Origin of the sequence: Novosphingobium sp. (assembly GCF_032093395.1) — a bacterium.
GTDB lineage: Bacteria > Pseudomonadota > Alphaproteobacteria > Sphingomonadales > Sphingomonadaceae > Novosphingobium.
Window position 1 is genome coordinate 1 of the sequence record NZ_DAMDBA010000079.1, and the last position, 23,365, is coordinate 23,365.

At 66.3% G+C, this 23,365-nt stretch carries 16 protein-coding genes, 1 tRNA gene and 1 pseudogene; 13 read left to right on the top strand and 5 right to left on the bottom strand.

The features are described 5' to 3' along the window. From RT424_RS19855 to RT424_RS19865, 3 genes are all read left to right on the top strand, one after another. A partial coding sequence (locus tag RT424_RS19855) for a TonB-dependent receptor (protein ID WP_313441778.1) occupies positions 1 to 2,437 on the top strand: 2,437 nt, incomplete at its 5' end. Between the two features lie 158 nt (positions 2,438 to 2,595). After that, the gene (locus RT424_RS19860) at positions 2,596 to 4,671 is read left to right on the top strand and encodes an MGH1-like glycoside hydrolase domain-containing protein (protein WP_313441780.1); all 2,076 of its coding nucleotides are present in this window, start codon (positions 2,596 to 2,598) and stop codon (positions 4,669 to 4,671) included. 119 nt (positions 4,672 to 4,790) lie between these two features. Beyond that, a complete protein-coding gene (locus tag RT424_RS19865) occupies positions 4,791 to 4,946 on the top strand; it encodes a hypothetical protein (RefSeq protein WP_313441782.1) in 156 nt (51 codons plus the stop codon). Here the strand turns inward: RT424_RS19865 and RT424_RS19870 are convergent. After that, positions 4,943 to 7,003 (bottom strand): protein-disulfide reductase DsbD family protein, encoded by a 2,061-nt coding sequence (locus RT424_RS19870; RefSeq protein WP_409521553.1) that lies wholly within the window; start codon positions 7,001 to 7,003, stop codon positions 4,943 to 4,945. The two genes, RT424_RS19865 and RT424_RS19870, sit on opposite strands and share 4 nt — an antisense overlap. Before the next feature lie 97 nt (positions 7,004 to 7,100). On the opposite strand from RT424_RS19870, the gene RT424_RS19875 reads away from it, so the two are divergent. Further along, positions 7,101 to 8,777 carry an alkaline phosphatase family protein gene (locus tag RT424_RS19875; RefSeq protein WP_313441786.1) on the top strand — a complete coding sequence of 559 codons (1,677 nt, stop codon included), beginning with the start codon at positions 7,101 to 7,103 and terminating at the stop codon, positions 8,775 to 8,777. Beyond that, a complete protein-coding gene (locus tag RT424_RS19880) occupies positions 8,774 to 10,018 on the top strand; it encodes an FAD-dependent monooxygenase (RefSeq protein WP_313441788.1) in 1,245 nt (414 codons plus the stop codon). The genes RT424_RS19875 and RT424_RS19880 overlap by 4 nt, the downstream gene beginning before the upstream one ends. A gap of 238 nt (positions 10,019 to 10,256) precedes the next feature. Here the strand turns inward: RT424_RS19880 and RT424_RS19885 are convergent, their stop codons facing one another. Genes RT424_RS19885 through hemC form a run of 3 tightly spaced genes read right to left on the bottom strand, consistent with a single transcriptional unit; the run spans position 10,257 to position 12,929 of the window. Then, entirely contained in the window at positions 10,257 to 11,225 is a 969-nt protein-coding gene (locus RT424_RS19885; protein WP_313441790.1) for a hypothetical protein, read from the bottom strand. A gap of 19 nt (positions 11,226 to 11,244) precedes the next feature. Then, positions 11,245 to 11,976, bottom strand: coding sequence for a uroporphyrinogen-III synthase (locus RT424_RS19890; protein WP_313441792.1), 732 nt, complete (start codon positions 11,974 to 11,976; stop codon positions 11,245 to 11,247). A gap of 8 nt (positions 11,977 to 11,984) precedes the next feature. Then, positions 11,985 to 12,929 carry a hydroxymethylbilane synthase gene (gene hemC / locus RT424_RS19895; protein ID WP_313441795.1) on the bottom strand — a complete coding sequence of 315 codons (945 nt, stop codon included), beginning with the start codon at positions 12,927 to 12,929 and terminating at the stop codon, positions 11,985 to 11,987. Between the two features lie 60 nt (positions 12,930 to 12,989). Between hemC and tsaD the strand changes: the two genes are divergently transcribed. The 5 genes from tsaD to RT424_RS19920 all read left to right on the top strand — a co-directional run bounded on the left by tsaD (position 12,990) and on the right by RT424_RS19920 (position 18,091). Further along, positions 12,990 to 14,024, top strand: a complete 1,035-nt coding sequence (tsaD, locus tag RT424_RS19900) for a tRNA (adenosine(37)-N6)-threonylcarbamoyltransferase complex transferase subunit TsaD (RefSeq protein WP_313441797.1) — start codon at positions 12,990 to 12,992, stop codon at positions 14,022 to 14,024. Continuing rightward, complete coding sequence (locus RT424_RS19905; protein WP_313441799.1) at positions 14,021 to 15,025, top strand: NAD(P)H-dependent glycerol-3-phosphate dehydrogenase; 1,005 nt, start codon at positions 14,021 to 14,023, stop codon at positions 15,023 to 15,025. Before tsaD ends, RT424_RS19905 begins: the two co-directional genes overlap by 4 nt. Next, positions 15,022 to 16,545, top strand: a complete 1,524-nt coding sequence (locus RT424_RS19910; protein WP_313441801.1) for a lipopolysaccharide biosynthesis protein — start codon at positions 15,022 to 15,024, stop codon at positions 16,543 to 16,545. Before RT424_RS19905 ends, RT424_RS19910 begins: the two co-directional genes overlap by 4 nt. Before the next feature lie 89 nt (positions 16,546 to 16,634). Beyond that, complete coding sequence (locus RT424_RS19915; protein ID WP_313441803.1) at positions 16,635 to 17,357, top strand: OmpA family protein; 723 nt, start codon at positions 16,635 to 16,637, stop codon at positions 17,355 to 17,357. 152 nt (positions 17,358 to 17,509) lie between these two features. Continuing rightward, complete coding sequence (locus RT424_RS19920; protein WP_313441808.1) at positions 17,510 to 18,091, top strand: hypothetical protein; 582 nt, start codon at positions 17,510 to 17,512, stop codon at positions 18,089 to 18,091. Between the two features lie 82 nt (positions 18,092 to 18,173). Here the strand turns inward: RT424_RS19920 and RT424_RS19925 are convergent, their stop codons facing one another. Then, positions 18,174 to 19,121: a complex I NDUFA9 subunit family protein gene (locus tag RT424_RS19925; protein ID WP_313441805.1), complete on the bottom strand. Its 948-nt coding sequence runs from the start codon at positions 19,119 to 19,121 to the stop codon at positions 18,174 to 18,176. Positions 19,122 to 19,378: 257 nt separating this feature from the next. Between RT424_RS19925 and RT424_RS19930 the strand changes: the two genes are divergently transcribed. The 3 genes and pseudogenes from RT424_RS19930 to RT424_RS19940 all read left to right on the top strand — a co-directional run. Next, a tRNA-Leu gene (locus tag RT424_RS19930) sits at positions 19,379 to 19,465 on the top strand. A 354-nt stretch (positions 19,466 to 19,819) separates the two neighbouring features. After that, complete coding sequence (locus RT424_RS19935) at positions 19,820 to 21,316, top strand: lipopolysaccharide biosynthesis protein (protein WP_313441806.1); 1,497 nt, start codon at positions 19,820 to 19,822, stop codon at positions 21,314 to 21,316. Between the two features lie 63 nt (positions 21,317 to 21,379). Beyond that, positions 21,380 to 23,365 (top strand): annotated as a pseudogene (locus tag RT424_RS19940) (FdhF/YdeP family oxidoreductase); the annotation flags it as partial.

Below are 23,365 nucleotides of genomic sequence, written 5' to 3' on the forward strand. Positions count from 1 at the left end.
GCAGGACGTTTCGGCGAACCTCGTCCGCAAGATCGACGTCTACAAGACCCGCTCGGCAGATCAGCTTGAATTCGGCCTTGCCGGCCAGATCGACGTGGCGACCCGTCGTCCGTTCGATTTCGACGGTTTCACCGTGTCCGGCCTCGCCCGCGGCATCTACAGCGAGCTGGCTGACGAGTTCAATCCGAACGTCGCGCTGCTCGTCAGCGACCGTTGGGAAACCGGCATCGGTGAAATGGGCTTCCTCATCAACGGCAGCTACACCCGCACCAAGTACCGCAACATGAACGTGCAGGCCGGCGCACTTGTGCCGTTCGCGACGGAAACGCCGCCTTCGGGCACGTGGCTGACGCCGCTTCAGCGCATCTTCCCGAACACGGACCCGAACAACCCGTATTGGAAGCCGGGCCTCAACGCAGGTCTGCCCACCACGCCGGGTTCGACGCTGAACATCGACGGCGTCGAGGTGCCTTACTACCTGTCGCGCGATGCCGTCATCAGCTCAGACCTTTACGGCAAGCGTGAGCGTCCCTCGATTAACGCCGCGTTCCAGTGGGCGCCGAACGATCGTTCGACCTACACGGCCGAGTTCTACTATTCGGGCTTCCGTGGCAGCACCTCCAACGCGCTGATGTTCAGCTACGCCGACTGGTGGGGCAACCTGGGCGCCAATCCGGGTTCGACCTTCGAGCTCTACGATGGCACCAACATCATCAAGTCGCGTCGCATGGGTGCAGTCGCGGGCTTCAACAGCGCCGACTATGCCACCAACAAGACCGACAGCTACGTCTATGCCCTGAACGCGGACTGGGATGTGGGCGATCGCGGCAAGATCACCGCCGACCTGACCTACCAGGACAGCAAGAACGAAACCTCGTTCTTCGCCATGCGCACCAATCGCGGTCCGCTGGACCTGGACGTCGACTTCAATGCCGGCGGCGGTATTCCGTCCTACAGCTTCGGCACGCCTGAAGTCCTGACCGATCCCAATGCCTGGACCGTCGGCGATCTGTTCGACAACGGCAACAAGAGCACCGGCAGCTCGTGGACCTTCATGCTCGACGGTCACTACGACTGGGACGAAGGCTTCCTGCGTCGCGTCAAGGCGGGCTTCCGCTACGACAACCGCAAGGCCGCCACGTTCGTTCGCGAACAGAGCTCCGGCGCCCTGAACACCTCGCTGGCTTCGCTGGGTGACGATTACATCTTCACCAACAGCGGCTTCTTCGACGGCCGCGCGGACGTGCCGACCAGCTGGGTTCTGGCCAACGGCTCGGCTCTCTACAAGAACGCCGACGCCATTCGCTCGATGTACCAGGCGGTGAACCCGAACCTGCTGCTGTCCGACGACCTGTCGTTTGGCCGCGTGTTCGACATCAACGAAGTCACGCTCTCGGCCTATTTGCTGGCCGATGGCGAAGTGGAGATCTTCGGTCGTCCGCTGATGGTGGAAGGCGGCGTTCGTCTCGTCGCGATCGATACCGACTACAATTACTTCGATCGTTACAATGGTTTCGCACGGACCGGTGTTTCGACCGGCCAGGTCAAGTTCCTGCCGAGCTTCACCGCGCGCTACGAGATCACGCCAAACCTGCGTTTGCGCTTCAACTACGGCGAAACCCTGCGCCGTCCGGCGTTCGGCGATCTCAACCCGAACGTAACGCTGGTGGGTGACCTCTCGAACCTGGGCTTCGGCACGGGCAGCGCCGGCAACGCAGCGCTTCGCGCCACGACTTCGAAGAACTTCGACGTCGCGCTGGAGTGGTATTTCGAGCGCAACAGCGCGATCTACGTGACCGGTTTCCGTCGCGAAATCGAAGGTCTCGTCGTTCCGCTCACCACGCTTGAGTACATCCCTAACAACACGATCGAGGGCAGCACCGCCACCGATTACTTCCAGGTCACTCGTCCGACCAACGCTTCGGATGGCGTGCTGAAGGGCGTGGAAATCGGTCTCACCTACTTCCCGACCTATCTGCCGAGCGTTCTTGACGGCCTAGGCTTCCAGGGCAGCGCGACGATCCTCGACTCTGAGCAGACGATCCCCGAAACGGACGCGGCCGGTAACACGGTCCTGACCAAGTCGGCCTTCTTCGCGGTTTCGAAGTTCTCGTATAACGCCACGCTTGCCTACGAGCGCGGTCCGGTCGGTGCACGTCTCTCCTATGTGTGGCGCAAGGGCTTCCTCAACAACAACGAGGCGCGTGCCTTCGCCAATCCGATCGGCATGTGGCGCAAGCCCGAGAAGAGCCTCGACTTCCAGCTCACCTTGAACGTAACCAAGGACATCGGCCTGACTTTCGACGCGGTGAACATCACCAAGGCGAAGCAGCAGAACTACTACAAGTTCGAGGATGCCGGTGGCCCGACGACCATGAACTCCAGCACGCTGCTGATCGACCGCACCTTCGCGGCGGGCGTCCGCTTCAAGTTCTAATCTGACTAAGGCAACCCGCGACACACGCCATTCCGTGTCGCGGGTTGCCATGGGCGGCCGTTTCTTGCCGGGTTCCTCTCCCAACACAGGCCCGGCAAGGACGGCCGCCTCTTTATTTCTGCCTTTATTGACGCTCGCCAGACCATGAAGGGGTAACGATGCGCGGATATATCCGGACGATTCTCGCCTCCGCGGCACTTCTTGCGGGCGGCACCGGTCCGCTCACCGCCGCATCATCCCGTCCTTCCGCGGCCGCCACGCGTGCAGCGGCCTTGCCCCGGCTCGACGGCGCCGCCATCGCCAAGGCTCGCTTCGGCAACGATGCCGCCTGGTACGCCGAGCGCATTCCCTTCTTCGAAAGCGCCGATCCGCAGATCGATGCGGTCTATTACTATCGCTGGGGCCTGTTCCGCGCCCACCAGCGCGATCTCGGCGGGCAAGGCTACATCACCACCGAGTTCGCGGACGACGTGGACTGGCAGCGCCATCCCTTCGCCAGCCTCAACGACGCCAGCGGCTTTCACATCGCCGAGGGACGCTGGCTGAACGACCGCCGCTTCACCGACGACTACATCAATTTCATGTACGAGGGCGGCAACGACCGCCACTTCACCGACCACATGGCGGACTCGGTCTGGGGCCGCTACCTGGTGGACGGCGACCGCGATGCCGTGCTCGCGCACCTGAAGACGATGCGCCATATCTACCGTCTTTGGGACGAGAAGTTCGACTTCACCAAGGGCCTCTACTTCGTGGAGCCACTGCTGGACGCGACCGAATATACGGTCTCGTCCATCGATGCGTCCGGCGGCAAGGACGGGTTCCGGGGCGGCGATTCCTTCCGGCCCTCGGTCAACAGCTACATGTTCGCCAATGCCCGCGCGCTTTCCCGCATGGCGGAAATGGCTGGCGATACTGCCATGGCCAAGGAATACGCCGACCGCGCCGAAGCGCTGCGCACGCGCGTGCTGGAAGACCTGTGGAGCCCGAAACTCGGCCATTTCGTCGATCGCTATCAAGTAACCAACGAGTATGTGAAATACTGGGACCAGATCCGCAATCGCGAGCTGGTCGGCTATTTGCCGTGGATGTTCGACCTCGTTCCGGATGACGCGAAGTATTCCGACGCCTGGGCGCACCTGCTCGATCCGAATTCGCTCGCCGGGAAGGCGGGCATGCGGACGGTGGAGCAGAACTACGAATACTACATGCGCCAGTACCGCTACCTCGGCACCGCGCCGGAGTGCCAGTGGAACGGTCCGATCTGGCCCTACCAGACCACGCAAGTGCTGACGGGCATGGCCAATCTGCTCGATCACTATGATCGCAAGGGCCCGGTGACGCGTAGCGACTACATGCGCCTGCTGCGCCAGTACACGCAGATGCACTATCAGGGCGCTGGCAAGAATGGGCGTCTGGATCTGGAGGAGGATTACCATCCCGAGACCGGCAAGCCGATCGTCGGGCTGGACCGCAGCCATCACTACTTCCACTCGGGCTATCTCGACCTCGTGATGACCGGCCTCGTCGGCATCCGCCCGCGCGCGAACGACGTGCTGGAAGTGAACCCGCTGCTTCCCGCCGCCGCCGACGCGCAGGCGCTGCCCTGGTTCCATATCGAGCGCGTGCCCTATCACGGGCACGAGGTTTCGGTGACCTGGGACGTCGACGGCAAGCGCTATGGTCGCAAGGGGCTGTCGATCGCCGTGGACGGCGTGGAAGTGGCGCATCGCGAGCAGCTGTCGCGCATCGAAGTGCCGTTGCCGCGCAAGGCCAATGCACCTGTCCTGCGGGAAACGAACCTCGCCGTGCAGCTTGTGCGCGGGAACTTCCCCAAGGCCAGCGCCTCTTCCGGTGTCGAGGCCGAGAACCTTCACGATGGCATCGACGGTCGCGCCTGGTTCTATCCCGAGCTGCCGAACGGCTGGGACTCCGCGCCGGGCGGCGGTGAGCAGTGGTACGCCGTGGACTTCGGAAAGACGGTGGCGCTGGGAGCCGCCGAACTCGCCTTCTTCGCGGATGGCGGCAAGTTCGCCGCGCCGCGCAAGGTCCGGGTGGAGGCCTGGCGCGATGGCCGCTGGCAGACCGTGGCGACACCGGCCGCTGCGCCCCTTGCCAACGGGGTCACGCGGCTGACCTGGGCGCCGGTGCAGGCCGATCGCATTCGCGTAGTCATGACGCCGGCCGGCAAGAAAGCGATCCGGCTAGCGGAACTCAAGGCCTTCGCGCGATAAACGTGTTTTCCGGCAGCTTGACGTTATCGCGACAGGGCTGCCGGAATTTTCTTTCGTTAAGTCGAGGGAAACCCTTTCCGGCTAATCGGAATTAACCGCGGAAGCAGCCTTCTCAAGGCATGTCCCACGGCTATCCTTTCGCTTCGTTCGCTGCGGCCACTTCGTGCTTCGCAGGCCTTTCCACCTTGATGCCCGGCTGGATGGCCGGGATCGCCGCTGCGCACATTGCCTGCGCGGTGCTGTTCATGGGCCTGTTCAAGCACGAGACGCGTTAAAGGCCTGCTTTCTCTGCCAGCAGCTCGGGCGTCAGCACTTGCGGCAATTGCTCCGCCTTGGCCGGACCGCCCGCGTACCAGACGTAGAGCGGCACCCCGGCGGCGCCCTGCGCGGTGAGATAGCGGGTGATCTCGGGATCACGCCGCGTCCAGTCCCCGCGAAGCACGATTACGCCCGCTTTTTCGAAAGCGGCGCGGGTGTCCTCGCGCTCGATGGCGACCTGTTCGTTGACCTTGCAGGTCAGACACCAGTCGGCGGTCAACCACACGAATACCGGTTTGCCGGAAGCGCGCGCCTCGGCAAGGGCCTTTTCGCTGAAGGGCCTGGTGGCCAGCAATGAATCCGCGCTTGCGGCAGACGGGGCCGGCGTTGGCAGCAGGATGAGCGCAAGAACCGCGATGGCTCCGGCGGCCAGTGCGGCGGTTCTTGCGGACTTGCCTCGGCGCTGTGCCTGCCCTGCTGCGAAGAGGGCGGCAAGAACGAGCAGCAGGCCCGCCAGCGCAGCCAGTGCGAAGCCGAACCCTCCGACTTTCCAGGTCAACCAGCCGAGCGCCAGCGCCGTGAGCCCCATGGGAATCGCCATCCAGCGGCGGAAGGTGACCATCCAGCGGCCGGGCTTGGGCAGGCGCCTCCTGATTGCGGGAACGAAAGCGACGGCCAGGAACGGCAGCGCGATGCCCAGGCCGAGCGCGGCGAACAGGCTCATTGCGGGGAGCACCGGCAGCAACAGTGCCGCGCCCATGGCGCTCGCCATGAAAGGGCCGGTGCAGGGGGTCGCCACGAAGGCGGCGAGCAGCCCGGTCGCGAAGGCGCCTCTCGTGAAGCTGGAGGGCGAATTGCCCGATGCGAAGCCCGGTACGGCGAATTCGAACAGGCCCAGGAGGTTGGCGGTGATCGCTGTCGCCAGGAACAGCAGGCCGACGACCACCAGCGGCTCCTGCAGCTGAAAGGCCCAGCCAACCTGTTCGCCGCCCGCGCGCAAGGCCAGCAGCACGCCGCCGAGGCCGAGGCAGGCGAGTATGACGCCTGCCGCATAGGCCAGGCCTTCGATCCGCGCGTGGCTCTCGCTCTCGCCCGCACGGGCGAGGCTCAGTGCCTTCAGGCTGAGGATGGGGAAAACGCAGGGCATGATGTTCAGCAGCAGCCCGCCCGCCAGTGCCGCCAGCAGAAGCAGCGGCAGCGAGGGCAACGCGGCTGCGGCGGTATCGTCGGCGATTGGCGTGCCCCCTGTGGGGACCGTGCCGGGGCGGGCCGAGAACGCGATGCCGTCGCCGGCTCCGTTCAGGCGCAGCACGCCGGTCAGGCTGTCCGACCCGCGCGGATCCAGTTTGACGCGGGGCAGTGTGACGATCAGCATGTCCCCCTTCCAGGCGAACTGCTGGGCGCCTGCGTAGTCGATCAGCTTGTCCTCGCCCACGAAAACATGCGGTGCGTCCAGCGCCGTGCTGGCGGGCAGGGGAATGGCGAGGCGCACGGTGCGATCGTCGAGGCTGAACATGCCTGTCGCATCGAGCGGAGCGGGGAGGCGGCGCTGCCATTCGGCGAAGCGCGGATCGCGATCTGGCGCCGTGGCGGCGGCCACCGGCACTTCGACGGCCAGATCGGCCTGTTCGGGCACGCAGATTTGCTCGGTACAGGCCAGCCACTGCGCGCGCAGGTGGACCGGCAGGCGGCTGCCCGGCGCAGCCCCGGCCGGAACCGTGAAAGGAACCAGTACCGCGTAGTCGCTTTCGTAGACGTGGTTCATGAGCCCGGAGACGACCAACGTCTGCGGCACCGGGTAGCGCGGGGTTCCGGCCTTGGCGCCGTCCGGCAGGGTCCAGTCCAGCTGCATGCCGAGGCCTGCGTCGCCGGGGTTGGACCAGTAGCCATGCCAGCCCTTTTCAGGCGTCATGTGGATGGCGATCGTCGTCTCGCCGCCCGGCGTGGCGGCGGGACCGGCCACCAGTTCGGCGGCGATGTGGGCGGGCGCCGCTTCAGCGAGGGCGGGCGAAAGCACAAGCGCCAGCAATTGACACATGAGTGCCATAAACAGACGATAGCGGCGCTTTTCCATGAGACTCCCGTGCGTTGGGTGGCGCTTGCGTCGCGCGCGCATTCCAGACATCGCTGCATCTGCGCCGATTGCACCCAGATTTCAAGGAAGACCCCCGATGCGCCTGCTCTCCCTGTCGCTTGCTCCACTGGCTCTCGCAGCCGCACTCGCGGCCTCGGTCCCCGCCGTGGCGCAGGAAGCTCAGGCCCCGGCAGCGCCCACGTCCGCACCGCAAGGCGAACCCAAGCTGATCGTCGCCATTTCGGTGGACCAGTTCTCCGCAGACCTCTTCGCGCAATATCGCCAGCACTTCACCAAGGGCTTCACCCGCCTGCTGCAAGGCGCAGTCTTCCCCTCGGGTTTCCAGTCGCACGCGGCGACCGAGACCTGCCCCGGCCACTCCACTTTGCTGACCGGCGTCCATCCGGCACGCACCGGCATCACCGCAAACTCGTGGTATCAGCCCGGCATCGCCCGCGCCGAAAAGGAAGTCTACTGCGTCGAGGACGAGACCAACCCGAAATCCACCCCCGACAACCCGGTGGTCAGCCCCGCCCATCTCAAGGCGCCGACGTTGGGCGATCTGATGAAGAAGCGTAATCCGAAGACCATCAACGCGGCCGTTTCGGCAAAGGATCGCGCCGCCGTGATGATGAGCGGCCATGATACCGATGCCGTCTACTGGATCGGCGCCAAGGGCTTCACCACCTTCGAGAATCGCAGGATCAGCAAGGCCGTCGAGGCGCAGAACGCGGTGATGGCCAAGCGCGTCGCCGCCGGAGAGGGCGATCTGCCGGTGCCGGGCTGGTGCGGCAGGGTCGATCGGGCGACCCCGATCAAGGATTTCACCATCGGCACCTACCGCTTCCCGCAGGCCGCCGGTGATTTCAAGGCTTATGCCAATGGCCCGCGCATCGACACCGCCACCGCCGAGATGGCCGTGCGCATGGTGGACGAACTGGGCATGGGCAAGGATGCCGTGCCCGACGTGCTCTCGGTCAGCTTCTCGGCCACCGACAAAGTCGGCCATGCTTTCGGCACCGAGGGCGTCGAAATGTGCATCCAGATGAACGTCCTGGACGAGGCGCTCGCCACCCTGTTCGACGGGCTCGACGCGCGCGGGATCGATTACGAGGTCGTGCTCAGCGCCGACCACGGCGGTTTCGACGCGCCCGAGCGCCAGCAGCTGCGCGGCAATCCCGAAGCGACCCGCATCGATCCGGCGCTTTCGGCTGATAAGCTCGCCGCCGCCGTCTCGCAGGATACCGGCGTCAGCGTGAAGAACGGGCCGCTGTTCTACGGCGCGGGCGAGGCGGGAAGCGTCTGGTTCTCGTCCGAACTGACGGCGGAGCAGAAGCGGAAGGTCATGGCGGCGCTCGTCGCCCGCCTGAAGGCCAATCCGCAGATCGCGGCGGTCTACACCCAGGATCAGATCGTGCAGTGGCCCGAACCTAAGGGCAGTCCGCAGGACTGGACCATGGAGCAGAAGGTCCGCGCTTCCTTCGTGCCGGGCCGCTCGGGCGAAGTGCAGATGCTGACGGTGCGCGGCGTCGTCCCCGGTACGGCCAAGCCGTTCAAGGTCGCCTCGCACGGCAGCCCGTGGGACTACGACCGCCGCGTGCCGATGCTGTTCTGGCGGAGGGGCATGGTCGGCTTCGAGCAGCCGACCCCGGTGGAAACGGTGGATATCGCGCCGACCCTCGCCGCGACGGTCGGCCTGACCGCGCCCGCCGGCACCTGGGACGGAAGGTGTCTCGACATCCAGGCCGGAGAGGCCGATAGCTGCGGTCGATGAACGACTCTGTAGCGACGCAAGACCAAACGGCGGAATACCGCGATCTCATCATCCTGGGCGGCGGCCTCGTCGGCATGACGCTGGCGCTTGCCGCTGCCCGGGCGGGGATCACCAGCCATGTTATCGATCGCGCCGATCCGGCCGATCTCACGGCCGAAGGCGCGGACGGCCGCGCCTCGGCCATCTCGACGGCGAGCTGGAACCTCTTCACCAACATCGGCCTGGCGCCGGCGCTCAAGGATCTCGGCTGCCCGATCGATTCGATCGCCGTCACCGATTCGATGAAGCCGGGCCGGATCGACTTCACGCCCAAGCCCGAGGAAGGCAGCCTGGGTCGCATGTTCGCCAACCGCGACTTGCGCCTCGCCCTCTTCGCGGCGGCCCGTGAAGAGAAAAACATCGCCTGGCACGTCCGCACCGAGGCGGTGCGCCGGGATCGCGGGCCGCATGGCGTGGAGGTTGAGCTTTCCGATGGCCGCCTGCTGAAGTCCAGCCTGCTGGTCGCCGCCGAGGGCCGCCAGTCGCCGACGCGCGACGAAGCGGGTTTCTCTATGGCGAAGTGGGACTATCATCACCGCGCCATGGTGACAGGGCTGTTCCATGAGAAGTCGCATGGCAACACCGCCTGGGAAATCTTCTACCCGGCCGGTCCCTTCGCGTTGCTGCCGCTGCTCGACGACGACCAGGGGCGCCATCGTAGCGCGCTCGTCTGGACGGTCGGGGAAAAGGACGCGGCGGGCATCATCGCCATGCCGGACGCCATGTTCCTCAACGAGGTGGAAAGCCGGATGCACGGGGTGCTCGGCAAGATCACGCTTTCGGCCCCGCGCATGAGCTATCCGCTGCGCTTCCACCATGCCGGGCACGTGATCGACGAGCGCCTTGCGGTGATCGGCGATGCGGCCCACGGCATGCACCCCATCGCCGGCCAGGGCCTCAACCTTGGCCTGCGCGATGTCGGCACGCTGGTGGGCGTGTTGACCGAAGGCATGCGGCTCGGCCTCGAACCGGGCGATGCGCAGCTTCTGGCGCGCTACGAGAAGTGGCGCAGCCTCGATACGTTCATGGTCATGTCGGTTACGGACGGTCTCACCCGCCTGTTCGGCATCCCCGGCCGCCTGCCTAGCGCGGCACGGCGCCTCGGTATGGGAGCGGTCCAGCGCCTGCCCAGCCTCAAGCGCTTCTTCATGGATGAGGCGCGGGGGATGTCCGGGAAGCTGCCTGAACTTTTGCAGGGTTAAGGGGGCTGTCGTCACCCCGTCCGTTCTTGACGGGCGAAAGGCTGAGCCCGGAAATCCACGTCATCCTGAACTCGTTTCAGAATCCATCGTGCCGATAGCCCGTCAGTTGATGGTCATAAATGGATCCTGAAACAAGTTTAGGATGACGGTGGTGTGGGGGCGTAACGGAGCGAGCGGGACACGCCGTGGACCGGCATGGGCGCGCGAGGGTGCTGACCCTCGCGCTCACCCTTGAACCTCACTCCGAAGGCACAGCTTCCGAAGCATCCGCAGAGGGAAGGTCGGTAGGCAGCACGCCGGGCGTCGCCAGGGGGCTTGGCTGGTCCACCGCGTGACCTTCCGCATCCGTGAGGCGGCGCGGTTCGAGCATGGCGGTGGTTTCCAGCAGGTTCAGCGCCTCCTGCACGTCCTGGAAGCGGCGCGCGTCCGCAATCCAGGTCTGCGCGGCCTGGGCATTGGGCAGGCGTTCGACTTCGCTGATGGCGTTGCCGATGCGGCGCGCGGTCAGCATCAGGCGGGCCCGGTCGATGCGCGCAGTGGGCGTCAACAAGGTCGAGGATTCGCGGCGCACCACGAAGAGGCTGGAGAGTTCGCGCCGGGCCTTCTGCCACAGGCTCTCGTCGCTCTGGTTTTCGCTGAGTTCGGGCGAGAGCGCTTCGAGGCGGGCGGAAAGCTCGTCGATGGTGACGGGGTTCTTCGAGAATTCGATCACCGTCTGAACCGCGCGCGGCTGGGCATTGGTGAAGCGCAGGCGCAGCTGGTCGGCCACGTAGCTGAGCGGTTCGCCCCGATCGACCATGCGGCGGGCGGCGAAGGCGATCAGCAGCCCTTCGGCGCGGGCGGCATTGCCCGAGGCCGCGTCCGTCTGGAAGTCGATCCGCGAGAGGCGATCTTCCAGCAGCGCAAGGCGTCCTTCCACCGAACTTAGCGAGGACAGCTGTTCGGGAGAGGCCGGCGTGGTGGCGGCGGGCAGCATGCGGGAAGGCGCTGGCACCGGCTCGGCCTGCGGCGGTTCCTGATTTTCTGCCTGTTCCTCCGCGCGTTGCGGCAGCAGCTTGCCCAGCAGCCCGTCCTGCGCGGCCCAGACGACAAGCGCGCCGCCGAGCAGGAAGGCAATGAAGGCGACGAAGAACAGCCCCCCACGGGACCGAGTCCTGGCGGGCGCGCCCATGGTCGAAGGATTTTGCGGCGAGGTGAAGTCCTGCATCGAATATGGTTCTGTCAGTTTACGATCCCGAGGGGAAGTCTTGGCCCGAGTGGAAGTCTTGGCCCAAGGGGAAGTCTTGGCACATCTCTGCGGCCAAGGCCAGCAGCGCGGCATCCTCGGGCGTTCGGGCGCTGCGGACGACAAGCCAATGATTTCCGGTCCGTTGTTCCACGCGGGGACCGATGCAGGCCAGCGCGATGCGGCTCCGATCGATCGAGAGCCGCGCGCATTCGGCGGCGAAATGCGCGGCGGCCTCGCCCGAATGGAGCAGCACCACGGCCGGTTTTTCGAGGACGGCGGCCAGTTCCGGCGGGACGGGGCGGGGTCTGCTGGCATAGACCTCGCGGGTGGTCATCGTATGGCCAGGAGGCAGCGAAAGTTCGACCCGCTCCCGCCCGGCCAGGCGCAGGAGGCGACGGTGGCCCGGTTGCAGGCACGGCATCGCGGATTGCAGGCCCCCCTTCGCAATGCCGGCGACCTCCAGCCCGGCGCCGCGCGCAGCCTCGGCGGTCTTTACGCCGACGACATAGGCGGGAAGGCCGCGATAGCGGGCAAGTTCCTCGCCGCCATGGCGCAGCGCATTGGCGCTGCCGAGCAGCACCGCGTCCACGTCCTCCCGTTCCACCGGCGCCCATGCCAGCGGCACCACCTCGAACAGCGGGAAGCCGAAGGCGCCAAGCCCCAGCCTTGCCGCTGCCGCGACCGTGGCCGACGCGCCGGGTTCGGGGCGGATGACGAGGATCGGCGGCATCGTGGCGCTCAGGCGGGGCCGGTAAAGTGCACCGCGATGGCCGGAACCGCGCGGGCGAGCAGGTCGGCGGCAAGACGCGCCGGACCTTCGGGATCGTGGGCGTCGAAGCGGGCTTCGCCTTCCACCTTTTCCGCGCCGTCGGGGCTGTAGAGCGCGGCGCGCATGGTCACCGATTCGCCTTCATGACGGGTGAGCACGGCGATCGGACTGTGGCAATTGCCGCCGAGCCCCGCCAGCAGCGCCCGTTCGGCGAGGACCGAGGCGCGGCTCTCCGCGTGATCCACGGCCGCGAGGAAGGCCAGCGTGCGCGCATCATCCTCGCGGCATTCCACCATGATCGCGGCCTGGGCGGGGGCGGGAAGCCAGTCCTGTTCGTCCAGCGGATGACCGGTCCCGGTTTCGCCCAGACGCTTGAGCCCGGCGGCGGCGAGGAACGTCGCGTCGGCCTCCCCGGCAGCCAGTTTGGCCAGACGGGTGGCGACATTGCCGCGGAATGTTATCACCTTGCAGTCCGGCCGGGCATGAAGCAGCTGCGCGGCCCGGCGCGGCGCGCTGGTGCCGACCACGGCGCCTTGCGGCAAGGCCCGGATGCTTTCAGCCCCGACCAGGACGTCGCGCACGTCTTCTCTGGGAAGGATGGCGCCGATGGCGAAGCTTTCGGGGCGAATCGTCTCAACGTCCTTGGCGGAATGGACCGCGAAGTCGATCTCGCCGCTTGCCAGCCAGGCATCCAGCTCCTTCGTCCACAGCGCCTTTCCGCCGATTTCGGCCAATGCACGGTCCTGAATGCGATCGCCGCTGGCGGTAACCGCAACGATCTCTATATGCGCCGGATCGATTCCATGCGCGGCGGCCAGCCGGTCGCGCGTTTCCTCGGCCTGAGCCATCGCCAGCGGCGAACGGCGGGTACCGAGGCGGAAGCCTTGTTTTTGCGTGTCTGTTTGCGTCGTCATCGGCGGGTTGTGCTACCCGGCAATGTCGTCCAGTGGAAGGGTCGTTCAGGGAAAGAAAGAATGCGGACGGTACTGGGCATCGAAAGCTCGTGCGACGAGACGGCGGCGGCACTGGTCACCAGCGATCGGGTGATCCTTGCCCAGCGCATCGCGTCGCAGGACGAGGCGCATCGCCCATACGGCGGTGTCGTGCCCGAAATCGCCGCGCGCGCGCATGCCGAGCGGATCGCCCCGCTGATCGAAGGCACCCTGGCCGATGCCGGCATGACTCTGGACGACGTGGACGCCATCGCCGCCACTGCCGGGCCCGGCCTGATCGGCGGCGTGATGGTCGGCCTCGTCACCGCCAAGGCGCTGGCCATGGCGACCGGCAAGCCGCTGATCGCCGTCAACCACCTGGAAGGCCATGCGCTTTCCCCGCGTCTGGCCGATGGCGCGCTGGAATATCCCTATCTTCTGCTGCTCGTTTCCGGCGGCCATTGCCAGATCCTGCTGGTGGAAGACGTCGGCAAGTTTCGCCGGCTGGCCACCACCATCGACGACGCGCTGGGCGAGGCGTTCGACAAGTCCGCCAAGCTGCTGGGCCTCGGTTATCCGGGCGGTCCGGCGATGGAGCGGCTGGCGCTGGAGGGTGATCCCAAGGCCGTGCCGCTGCCGCGTCCGCTGAAGGGTTCGGACGAGCCGCATTTTTCCTTCGCGGGCCTCAAGAGCGCGGTCATGCGCGCCAAGCAATCCGGCCAATATGCCGACGCCGATATCGCCGCCTCGTTCCAGCAGGCGGCGATCGACTGCCTGATCGATCGGACGCGGCGGGCGCTGGATTCGGTGGGCAAAGTCAATGCGCTGGTGGTGGCGGGGGGCGTCGCCGCCAACAAGGCGATTCGCGGCGCGCTCGAAGCACTGGCGGGCGAGCATGGGCTCGATTTCGTGGCGCCGCCGCTGGGCCTCTGCACCGACAATGCGGCGATGATCGCCTGGGCGGGCGTGGAGCGCTTCGCCCTGGGTCAGTCCGACCCGCTCGACGTGGCCGCGCGCCCGCGCTGGCCGCTCGATCCCGAAGCCGAGACCGTGCGCGGCGCGGGGGTGAAGGCATGAGCGCGCAGGTTGGCGTTATCGGCGCAGGTGCATGGGGCACTGCGCTGGCGCAGTCGCTCGCGGGAGACGGCAGCGACGTCCTGCTCTGGGCGCGCGAGCCCGAACTCGTGGATCGGATCAACGCCGAGCGGCGCAACCTGGCCTATCTGCCCGGCGCCGAACTGGCGGAAACGGTGCGGGCCACCAGCACGCTTGGCGAACTGGCGAAATTGCCTGCGCTACTGGCCGTCGTCCCCGCGCAATTCCTGGGTGGCGTGCTGGCGCAGTTGCCTGCGCTCGGCTTCACCGGCGATCTGGTGCTCTGCGCCAAGGGTATCGAGGCGGGCAGCGGCCGGCTCATGGCGGAGGTGGCCGCCGAAGCGGTGCCCGGCGCGAAGATCGCCGTGCTTTCCGGGCCTACTTTCGCGCACGAAGTGGCGGCCGGATTGCCCACGGCGGTGACGCTGGCCTGTTCGGGCGGTGAAGCGCAGTGGCGGCGCCTGTCGCCGGTCATCGCGCGGCCTTCGCTGCGTCCTTATTATTCCGACGACGTCGTCGGCGCCGAGATCGGCGGCGCGGTGAAGAACGTGCTCGCCATTGCCTGCGGTGTCGTCGACGGCCTGAAACTCGGCCAGAACGCCCGCGCCGCGCTGATCGCGCGCGGCTATGCCGAAATGCTGCGCTTCGGCCTTGCCCGAGGCGCCCGCGCGGAAACGCTTTCCGGCCTTTGCGGCCTTGGAGACCTTGTGCTCACCTGTTCCTCCACTTCCAGTCGCAATTTCTCGCTCGGCCTTGCGCTGGGGCAGGGGCTGACCGCCGCCGAGGCCCTTTCCGGCAAGAATTCCGTGGCCGAAGGCGCGGCCACCGCGCCGGTCCTGGCGGAGATCGCCCGCCGCGACGGTATCGAAATGCCCATTGCCGAGGCCGTCTGCCGCCTTCTCGAAGGCAAGGCTCCGGCCGCCGAAGTGGTCGCCCAGATCCTCGCTCGCCCGCTGCGCGCCGAGCAGGAGCCGCTTTCTTGACCGAAGGCATCGCGAGCGGCTCCCCATCGCAGCAGGCCGCCAAAGAACATGACGATATCGCGGCGCTCGCCAAGGGCGGCCGCACGAACCTTTTCGGCTTCTTCCTGCGCCTGGCCGCACGCATCCCTTTCCTGTTCATCGCCGGCCGCGCGTCGGTCTATGGTCCGGCGGCGCTGGGGCGCTTCGCCTCGGCGTTGGTGGTGATCGAACTGACCTCGATGATCTGCACCATGGGCGAAAAGCGCGGGTTGGCGCAGCGTCTGTCGGACACCGAAGGGCAGGTCCATCCGGCAAACGTGATCGCGGACGGCATGATCATCGCCCTCATCGCATCCTGCACGGCGGCGCTGTTCTTCTGGTTCGTACCCGCGCCGATGTTCCCCGGTGGCCACTTCACCCAGCTCGACCGGTTGATGGTGATCGCCATCCCGCCGCTGACGATGACCGAGATCTGGCTGGCGGCGCTGGCCTATCGCCTGCGGGTGACGCCGACCGTGTGGTCGCGCGCGATCGTCGAGCCGTGGACGATCTCCATCCTGGCAGGCGCGATGATCTGGATCGCGCCCGAGAGCGGCCTTTCCATCGCCTATATCGGATCGGTTCTGGCAGCGGCGATCACGGCTTTCATCCCGTTCTTCCGCGAGTACGGCTTGCCGCAGGTCTGGCGGCCACGGCTGCGCGACATGCGCAGGCTGGCCATCCGGTCCACTCCCATCGCGCTGGCCGACACGATCGAATGGGCTACCCGCCGGGTCGATATCTTCCTGCTCGGTTTTCTCGCGCCGTCCTCCGCCGTGGGCGTTTACTATGCGGCGCAGCAGGTCGCCAGCCTGCCGCAAAAGCTCAAGACCAGTTTCGAGCCGGTGCTCGGCCCGGTGATCACCCGCAATCTGAAGCAGAAGGATTACGGCGCGATCGCCCGGCAGGTTTGCCAGGTGGGCTTCTGGATCACCGCGGCTCAGGCCGGTATCGCTCTGGCCTTGGGGATCCCCGGCGAAGGCGTGATGGGCCTGGTCGGCCGCGAGTTCGTGGGCGGAACCGGAGCGCTGGTCTTCCTGCTGGCCGCCGAAGTGGTGGCGGCTACGGCCGTCGTCAGCGAGGCTGCGCTGGTCTACGTGGCGCGGATGCGCAATCTGATCGTGTCGGTGGCGACCATCGCGCTCCAGGCGGTGCTGACGCTGGGCGGTATCCTGGTCATGCAGAAACTGGGCTACAACTCGCTGTTCCAGGCCGCCACGGCGGCGGCGGCGCTGATGCTGGCGCTGGGCTTCGCCTCGCTGGTCAAGTCGAAGATGCTGGCCAGTTTTCTCAAGCAGCCCATCAACAACTGGCGCTGGGCGCTGGTATGGGCGGCGGCGCCGGCGGTGGTGCTGGGCTATCTGGCCACGCAGTTCCTTCCGGAATGGGCCGAGCTGGCCTTCGGCATTCCGGCGATCCTCGGATCGTACTTCCTGGTGATCTGGAAAAAGGCTTTCGGCCCCGAAGACCGCAAGCTGTTCCAGAAAACCAAGGCGGCGTGACCGCGCTGCCGGGTTTTTCTTCGGTTTTTCGCGTGATTTCCATGCAGAGGGCATTTCCGCAGCCCTGCAAATTGCCCTAGGCTGGTGCCATGAACCCCCGTCGTGCTTCCATCGTCGCCGCCGGTGCCGCCTTGTGCCTGGCGCTTTCCTTCGTTGCCACCGACGTCCGCGGGCCGATCTTCATCGGCCAGCTGGAGCGTGAGGCCGAGCTGGTGCGGGACCGGGCGGGCGGGCGAAGTGTCGATCTGGCCTTTCGCGACCGTTACGGCTGGCTCACCCGGCATCCGGTGCTCGCGGGCGGCAAGGCGCTGGATTCCGATACCCGCAAGCGCGTGGCCGCCGCCGTTGCCGGGGTGCCGGGCATCGGCGGCATAAGCTGGTCGAGCGAGGGCGAAGCAGGCGCCACGAAGCTGCGCTGCCAAGACGACGTCGAGGCAATCCTTGCCAGCCGGACCATCCGTTTCACCGAGGCCAGCGCCCGGATCGATCCGGTAAGCGAACGCCTGCTGGACGAAGTGGCAAAGGCCTTGCGCCCCTGCGTGGGCAGCATCATCGCGGTTACCGGGCACACCGATGCCACCGGCAATCCCGCAGCGAACAAGGCGCTGTCGCTGGCGCGTGCCGAATCCGTGCGCTGGGCCCTGATCGGGCGCGGCATCCCCGCTGATGGCCTTCGGGCCTCCGGCTTGGGATCGAAGACGCCGATCGAAGGGCTCGATCCGCTCGATCCGGCCAATCGTCGAATCGAATTCTCGGTGATCGCCTCGGCGCCGATCAAGCCGACGCCGATCGATACGCCGGGGCCGGAATGACAGGGAGCGGAGTGATCGGGTGCAAATTACGATGAAAGGAGCTGCCGATGCCGCTATGGCTTGAGATGGCCGTCTCGGTGCTGCTGACCTACATGGCGGGTTTCGGCATCGGCTGGCTGGTGTGGAACCGGAAGGGATAAGTTGTGGTGGAAATGATTTCGGCCAATTGGCTGATATTCGTCGTCGCGTTGCTGGTGGGCATCGCGATAGCCTATTGGCTGTTTGCGCGCGCCTCCAAGCCCGCACCGCGTCAGCACCGCCCCGATGTGCTGGACGAGGGCGCCGCGCCCGCGCAGCGCAATCAGGCATTGCTGGACGATGCTCCGCCGGCGGCGCAGTTCACCGCGCCGGTCCATATCGATCCCCCGGCCATGGCGGGCACGATGGCCGGGATCGGCGAGGTGATCGCGGTGGCCGCGCAGGAGGAAGTCGATGCGGCCAAGCCGCCGCCGCAGACGATCGCGGCCGAGCCCGAAGCCGGGGAAACTGCGGCTGAAGGCGATGACTTGCGCAAGATCAAGGGGCTGGGCCCGAAGATGCTGACGCTGCTTCAGTCGCTGGGCATTACCCGGTTCGAACAGATCGCTGCCTGGACGGAAGCCGATCTGGATGAACTGGACGGCAAGCTGGGCGCTTTTGCAGGCCGCCCGCGCCGTGACAGCTGGGTGGAGCAGGCGCGCCTGCTCGCCAGCGGCGATACCGGCGCCTACGAGGGCAAGTTCGGGAAGCTCTGAGAGCCGATCCGATCGGTATGAGAAAAGGGGCGGGAAGTGCGAACTTCCCGCCCCTTTTTCGTTGACGCAAAAGTTGGAGTGGTCAGGCGGCGGCCTTGGTGCCGAAGCGACCGTGATTGCGGAACGGCGTCATCCAGCGATCCAGGAACAGTTCCAGCGGGCGCGGAGCAATGGCGAGGTCCACCAGGCCCGGATAGGCGCCGCTGGCGACGTTGCCGGCCTTGAGCAGCTTGATCTGGTCGGCGCTGATCGGGGTTCCAGGCAATGCGGCGATGAGGCCGGCAACGCCATCAGGGAGTTCCGCGAAGGTGCGCTTGCGGCAGGCCGCTTCGGCGATGCGCTTGTTGAGGTCGATCATCGAGATCACCTCGGGCCCGGCCAGTTCGAAGGTCTTGCCGCCATGGATTTGCGGCGCGCCGAGCGTTTCGGCGATGGCCAGGGCCACGTCGTCCACGAAGACCGGCTGAAGTTGGGCCTGCGGAGCGAAGACCGGCAGGACCGGCAGGCGCGAGACGAGGTTGCCGAACATCATCACGAAATTGTCGTCCGGCCCGAACATGACCGAAGGACGCAGGATCGTGGCGGCCGGGAAGGCGGCGAGCACGGCCTTTTCGCCTTCCGCCTTGGTGCGGGCATAGGCGACGCTCGACGAAGCGTCGGCGCCGATGGCGGAGATGTGGACGAATGCCGTGGCGCCTGCCGCCTTGGCGGCGGCGGCGATGCGGCCTGCGCCTTCACCTTGCACGGCGTCGAGGTTGCCGGTGAAGGCGCCGACGAGGTTCACGACCGCATCCGACCCGGCGAGCACGGCTGCCAGCGATTCGGGCTTTGTTACGTCCACGCCCGCGAACTGCACTTGCCCCAGATTGCCGAGCGGCTTGAGCGCATAGGACTTCTTGGGATTGCGGCTGGCAATGCGCAGGCGGGCGCCGCGCGCGAGCAATTCCTGCGCAACGTGCTTGCCGACGAAGCCGCTGCCGCCCAGCAGCGTGACGATCTTGCCGTAGAGAGGGTCGGTAGCTTGGCTCATGTTCAGAACGGTCCTTCAGCGTGGCGCAGGCGCGGCCGAAGGAGAAAAGAGCCGCCTGCGCCGGTTTCGCGCATGATAAGCGCCCTTGGCACAAGCCCGGTTCCCGAGCAACCGGGCGCAGCCTCTCAAGCCGGTTTTCGCCTTTTTTCGCGTGATTTGAAAAAAGTTCGAGAAGGAGCGTTGACAAGAATCGGGGAGCCCCTTAGAGGCGCCCTCCTACCCGGCGAGGACGGCACCAACGGCCCCCTCGCTTCCGTGCCCAGATGGCGGAATTGGTAGACGCACCAGCTTCAGGTGCTGGCGCTCGCAAGGGCGTGGAGGTTCGAGTCCTCTTCTGGGCACCATTCTCAACCCGGTTGAGAATACGTAAGGGGTCGCTGCAAGGCGGCCCCTTAGTCGTTTCTGCGCTCCAGACATGTCAGTCCTGCATGCGCGTCGTTACCCGCGACGCCTCACGCGGTGCGCTACACCTTTCGGTGTAGTTCCCAAGGGACCATTCATTCCTATGAAGTCCTGATAATCCCGCGACTTGGACCTTTCGGGTGATGGTGCTTGGCGGAGGGCAAAGCTACTCTGCGCGCGAAACCGGCAGCCCCTGCCGCAGCGGAATGCAGCTTCGAAAGGTCGCAGCCTTGATGGCAACGGCAAAGCAGTCGATTATCGCCGTCATGCCCGTTATCGGCATCTAAGGTCCGGCCATGACGAAAACCGACGAGATCGGCCGGAAGGCCACGCGGGGCATGGCCTCGACCGGACTGGCGCAGATCGTCAAGGTCTTGGCCACGATGGCGACGACCATCGTGGTGGCCCGCATCCTCTCGCCCTCGGACTATGGCGTGGCCGCCATGGTGGCGCCGTTGATGGGCTTTGTCATGACTTTCCAGAACCTCGGCTTCACGCAGGCCGTGGTACAGGCGCGGGAGCTGGGTTCGGAGCAATCGAACGCCCTGTTCTGGCTGAGCGTGGCCATCTCGATCGTCGCCGCGCTGGTGATGGTGGCGCTGGCGCCGCTGGCAGGCAGCTTTTATGGAGACGCGCGGGCCGGATACGTGACGGCGGCGACGGGGCTGACCATCCTCGTCACCGGCTTCAAGCTCCAGCACCAGGCCCTGCTCAACCGTGAGATGCGGTTCCATGCGCTCAGCGTGAACGACATCGTCGTGGCTATCGCCACTTTCGTGCTGACCGCACTCGCGGCGCTGATCCTGAAGAATTACTGGGCGATCTGGCTGGGCACGTTGCTCAACGCTGTGGTCAGCACGGCGATGATGTGGCGGGCCTACCCCTGGCGGCCCCGGCTCGGCGCTTCGTTTCAGGGGGTGCGCAAGCTGGTGGTCTTCGGGGCGAACCTGACCGGGTTCAACCTCGTCAACTTCTTCGCCCGCAACCTGGACAACGTGATCATCGCCAAGGCCGAAGGGGCCGATGCAGTGGGGCTTTACGATCGCAGCTACAAGCTGATGCTGTTCCCGCTGCAGAACATCAACCAGCCGCTCAGCCGGGTGATGTTGCCCGTGCTGAGCCGGGTGCGCGACGAACCCGCGCGCTATCGCCGGGTCTACGAGATGGCCTTGCGGGCCCTGGCGCTCGTCTCGATGCCGGGCATCCTGGCAGCGGCAATCTGCAGCGAGCAGCTCGTGCCCTTCCTGCTGGGCGAGCGCTGGGCGGGGGCAAGCCCGATCTTCTTCTGGCTGAGCCTTACCGCGATCGTGCAATGCGTGCCGAACACCACCGGCTGGCTCTACATCACCAGCGGCAACACGCGGAACATGATGTATTGGGGCATGTTCTCCAGCACGGTCAGCATCGTCAGTTTCGTCATCGGCGTGCGCTGGGGCGCGGTGGGCGTGGCCTGCGCCTACTTCATCGGTCAGCTCGTCACCCTGCCGCTGCTTTACCACTACGCGACCAGGGGCACGCCGGTTTCCCAGCGCTTCATGTATCTGGTCCAGCTGCCCTCGCTGGTGGGTGGGCTGTTCGCCTGGGGCGTGGTCGAATTGGTCCGCGAGACGGCGGCCGGCCGGGGGCTACCGACGATCTGGCTGTTGATGCTCGCGGTGACCGCCAGCTACATCGGGGCGGTGGCGGCGCAGGCCTGCACCTCGGGAGGGCGCCAGGCCATGCTGGAAATGCTGCGCCTTGCCGCAAACCTGCTGCCGGATCGCTTCCGGCGCGGAAAACTCCAGCCTCGCTGACGGCAGCAGCCTGTTACTTCGTGGACCGATGGTCTATGCGAAGAGTCTCAGAAGGACAGGTTTATGGCCGAAAATTACCCCGCCGACGGCACTCCCGAGGGCATCAGCGACTACACGGGCCCCGCCGGGGGTTGGGGTGCGCTGGGCGCGGTGGCGCGCACCGTGCGCGAGCAGATGAAGGCCAGCCCGGACACCCGCGCGCTGCTCCAGATGAACCAGCCGGACGGGTTCGACTGCCCCGGTTGCGCCTGGCCCGACCCCAAGCATACCTCGTCCTTCGAGTTCTGCGAGAACGGCGCCAAGGCGGTGACCTGGGAAGCGACCGTCAAGCGCGTCGATCCAGAATTCTTCGCGAAGCACAGCGTCAGCGAGTTGTGGACCTGGAGCGACCACCGGCTGGAAGACGCCGGCCGCCTCACCGAACCGCTGCGCTACGATCCCGATACCGACCACTTCGTGCCGATAAGCTGGGACGAGGCTTTCGCGCGGGCCGGTGCCGTGCTGCGCGACCTTGACGACCCCCACGCCTGCGAATTCTACTGCTCGGGCCGCGCTTCCAACGAGGCCGCGTTCCTCTACCAGCTGTTCGCGCGCGAGTTCGGCACCAACAACTTCCCCGACTGCTCCAACATGTGCCACGAGGCGACGAGCGTGGGGCTGCCCAAGTCGATCGGCATCGGTAAAGGCACGGTCACGCTGGAAGACTTCGACCTTGCCGATGCCATCTTCTGCATCGGCCACAATCCCGGCACCAACCACCCGCGCATGCTCTCCACGCTGGCCGCTGCTTCCAAGCGGGGCGTGCCGATCGTCGTCGCCAATCCCATGCGCGAGCGGGGGTTGGAGCGCTTCAAGTCGCCGCAGCACCCCACCGAGATGCTGTCCACCCACGCCACGCCGCTGGCGTCCGCCTATCATCAGGTGCGGATCGGCGGCGACATGGCGATGCTCAAAGGGCATGATGAAGCTGGTGATCGCGGCCGACGCGCTCGACCATGCCTTCATCGCCGAGCATACCGAGGGGATCGCGGCGCTCAAGGCCGATCTCGACGCGACCTCGTGGGACTGGATCGAGACGGAGTCCGGCCTGACGCGCGATGCCATCGAAACGATGGCCAGGGTCTACATGAATGCCGAGCGGGTGATCGTCTGCTACGGCATGGGCATCACCCAGCACCGCCACGGCACGCAGAACGTGCAGTCGATCGCCAACCTGCTGCTGCTGCGCGGCATGTTCGGCAAGCCGGGCGCCGGCATCTGCCCCTTGCGCGGCCACAGCAACGTTCAGGGCGACCGCACCGTGGGCATCACCGAGATTCCGACGGAGCAGATGCTCGAACGGCTCGATGCCACCTACGGGATCACCTCGCCGCGCGAGCATGGGCACAATGCCGTGGAGGCGCTGGAGGCCATGCGCGACGGGCGATCGAAGGCGCTGATCAGCCTCGGCGGCAACCTCGCCGTCGCCATGCCCGATCCGGAGGCGTGCTTCGCCGCCGTGCGCAAGCTGGACCTCTCTGTGAACATCCTGACCAAGTTCAACCGCACCTGCCTGCTCACCGCCGGGGAAACGCTGGTGCTGCCCTGCCTCGGCCGTACCGAGTTGGACGAGCAGGCCACGGGCGCGCAGTTCGTCACCGTGGAAGACAGCATGTCCATGGTCCACGCCTCGCGCGGGAAGCTGAAGGCACCGGGTCCGCTGGTGCGCTCGGAGCCGGCGATCGTCGCGGGGCTTGCCAAGGCGGCCATGCCGCGCTCCCTGGTCGATTGGGACGCACTCGTGGCCGATTACGACCGCATCCGCGAAGGGATCGAGCTGGTCTATCCCGACTTCCACGACTTCAACCGCCGCGTCCGCGAGCCGGGCGGCTTCCGCCTGACCATCGCGCCGGACAATCGCATCTGGAACACGCCCAGCGGCAAGGCGCAGTTCATCGCCCATCCGGTGGAAGCGGCGGATGGCGCGCGGTCCCTGCTGCTCACCACCATCCGCAGCCACGACCAGTACAACACCACGATCTACAGCCTGGACGATCGCTATCGCGGCGT

Bases quoted from the DNA above. Each gene is read 5' to 3' on its own strand.
- RT424_RS19875 (WP_313441786.1), top strand. From the start codon at position 7,101: ATGCGCCTGCTCTCCCTGTCGCTTGCTCCACTGGCTCTCGCAGCCGCA.
- RT424_RS19880 (WP_313441788.1), top strand. From the start codon at position 8,774: ATGAACGACTCTGTAGCGACGCAAGACCAAACGGCGGAATACCGCGAT.
- RT424_RS19915 (WP_313441803.1), top strand. From the start codon at position 16,635: ATGAACCCCCGTCGTGCTTCCATCGTCGCCGCCGGTGCCGCCTTGTGC.
- RT424_RS19870 (WP_409521553.1), bottom strand. From the start codon at position 7,003: ATGGAAAAGCGCCGCTATCGTCTGTTTATGGCACTCATGTGTCAATTG.
- RT424_RS19935 (WP_313441806.1), top strand. From the start codon at position 19,820: ATGACGAAAACCGACGAGATCGGCCGGAAGGCCACGCGGGGCATGGCC.
- RT424_RS19925 (WP_313441805.1), bottom strand. From the start codon at position 19,121: ATGAGCCAAGCTACCGACCCTCTCTACGGCAAGATCGTCACGCTGCTG.
- RT424_RS19920 (WP_313441808.1), top strand. From the start codon at position 17,510: ATGATTTCGGCCAATTGGCTGATATTCGTCGTCGCGTTGCTGGTGGGC.
- RT424_RS19890 (WP_313441792.1), bottom strand. From the start codon at position 11,976: ATGCCGCCGATCCTCGTCATCCGCCCCGAACCCGGCGCGTCGGCCACG.
- RT424_RS19885 (WP_313441790.1), bottom strand. From the start codon at position 11,225: ATGCAGGACTTCACCTCGCCGCAAAATCCTTCGACCATGGGCGCGCCC.
- hemC (WP_313441795.1), bottom strand. From the start codon at position 12,929: ATGACGACGCAAACAGACACGCAAAAACAAGGCTTCCGCCTCGGTACC.
- tsaD (WP_313441797.1), top strand. From the start codon at position 12,990: ATGCGGACGGTACTGGGCATCGAAAGCTCGTGCGACGAGACGGCGGCG.
- RT424_RS19905 (WP_313441799.1), top strand. From the start codon at position 14,021: ATGAGCGCGCAGGTTGGCGTTATCGGCGCAGGTGCATGGGGCACTGCG.
- RT424_RS19860 (WP_313441780.1), top strand. From the start codon at position 2,596: ATGCGCGGATATATCCGGACGATTCTCGCCTCCGCGGCACTTCTTGCG.
- RT424_RS19865 (WP_313441782.1), top strand. From the start codon at position 4,791: ATGTCCCACGGCTATCCTTTCGCTTCGTTCGCTGCGGCCACTTCGTGC.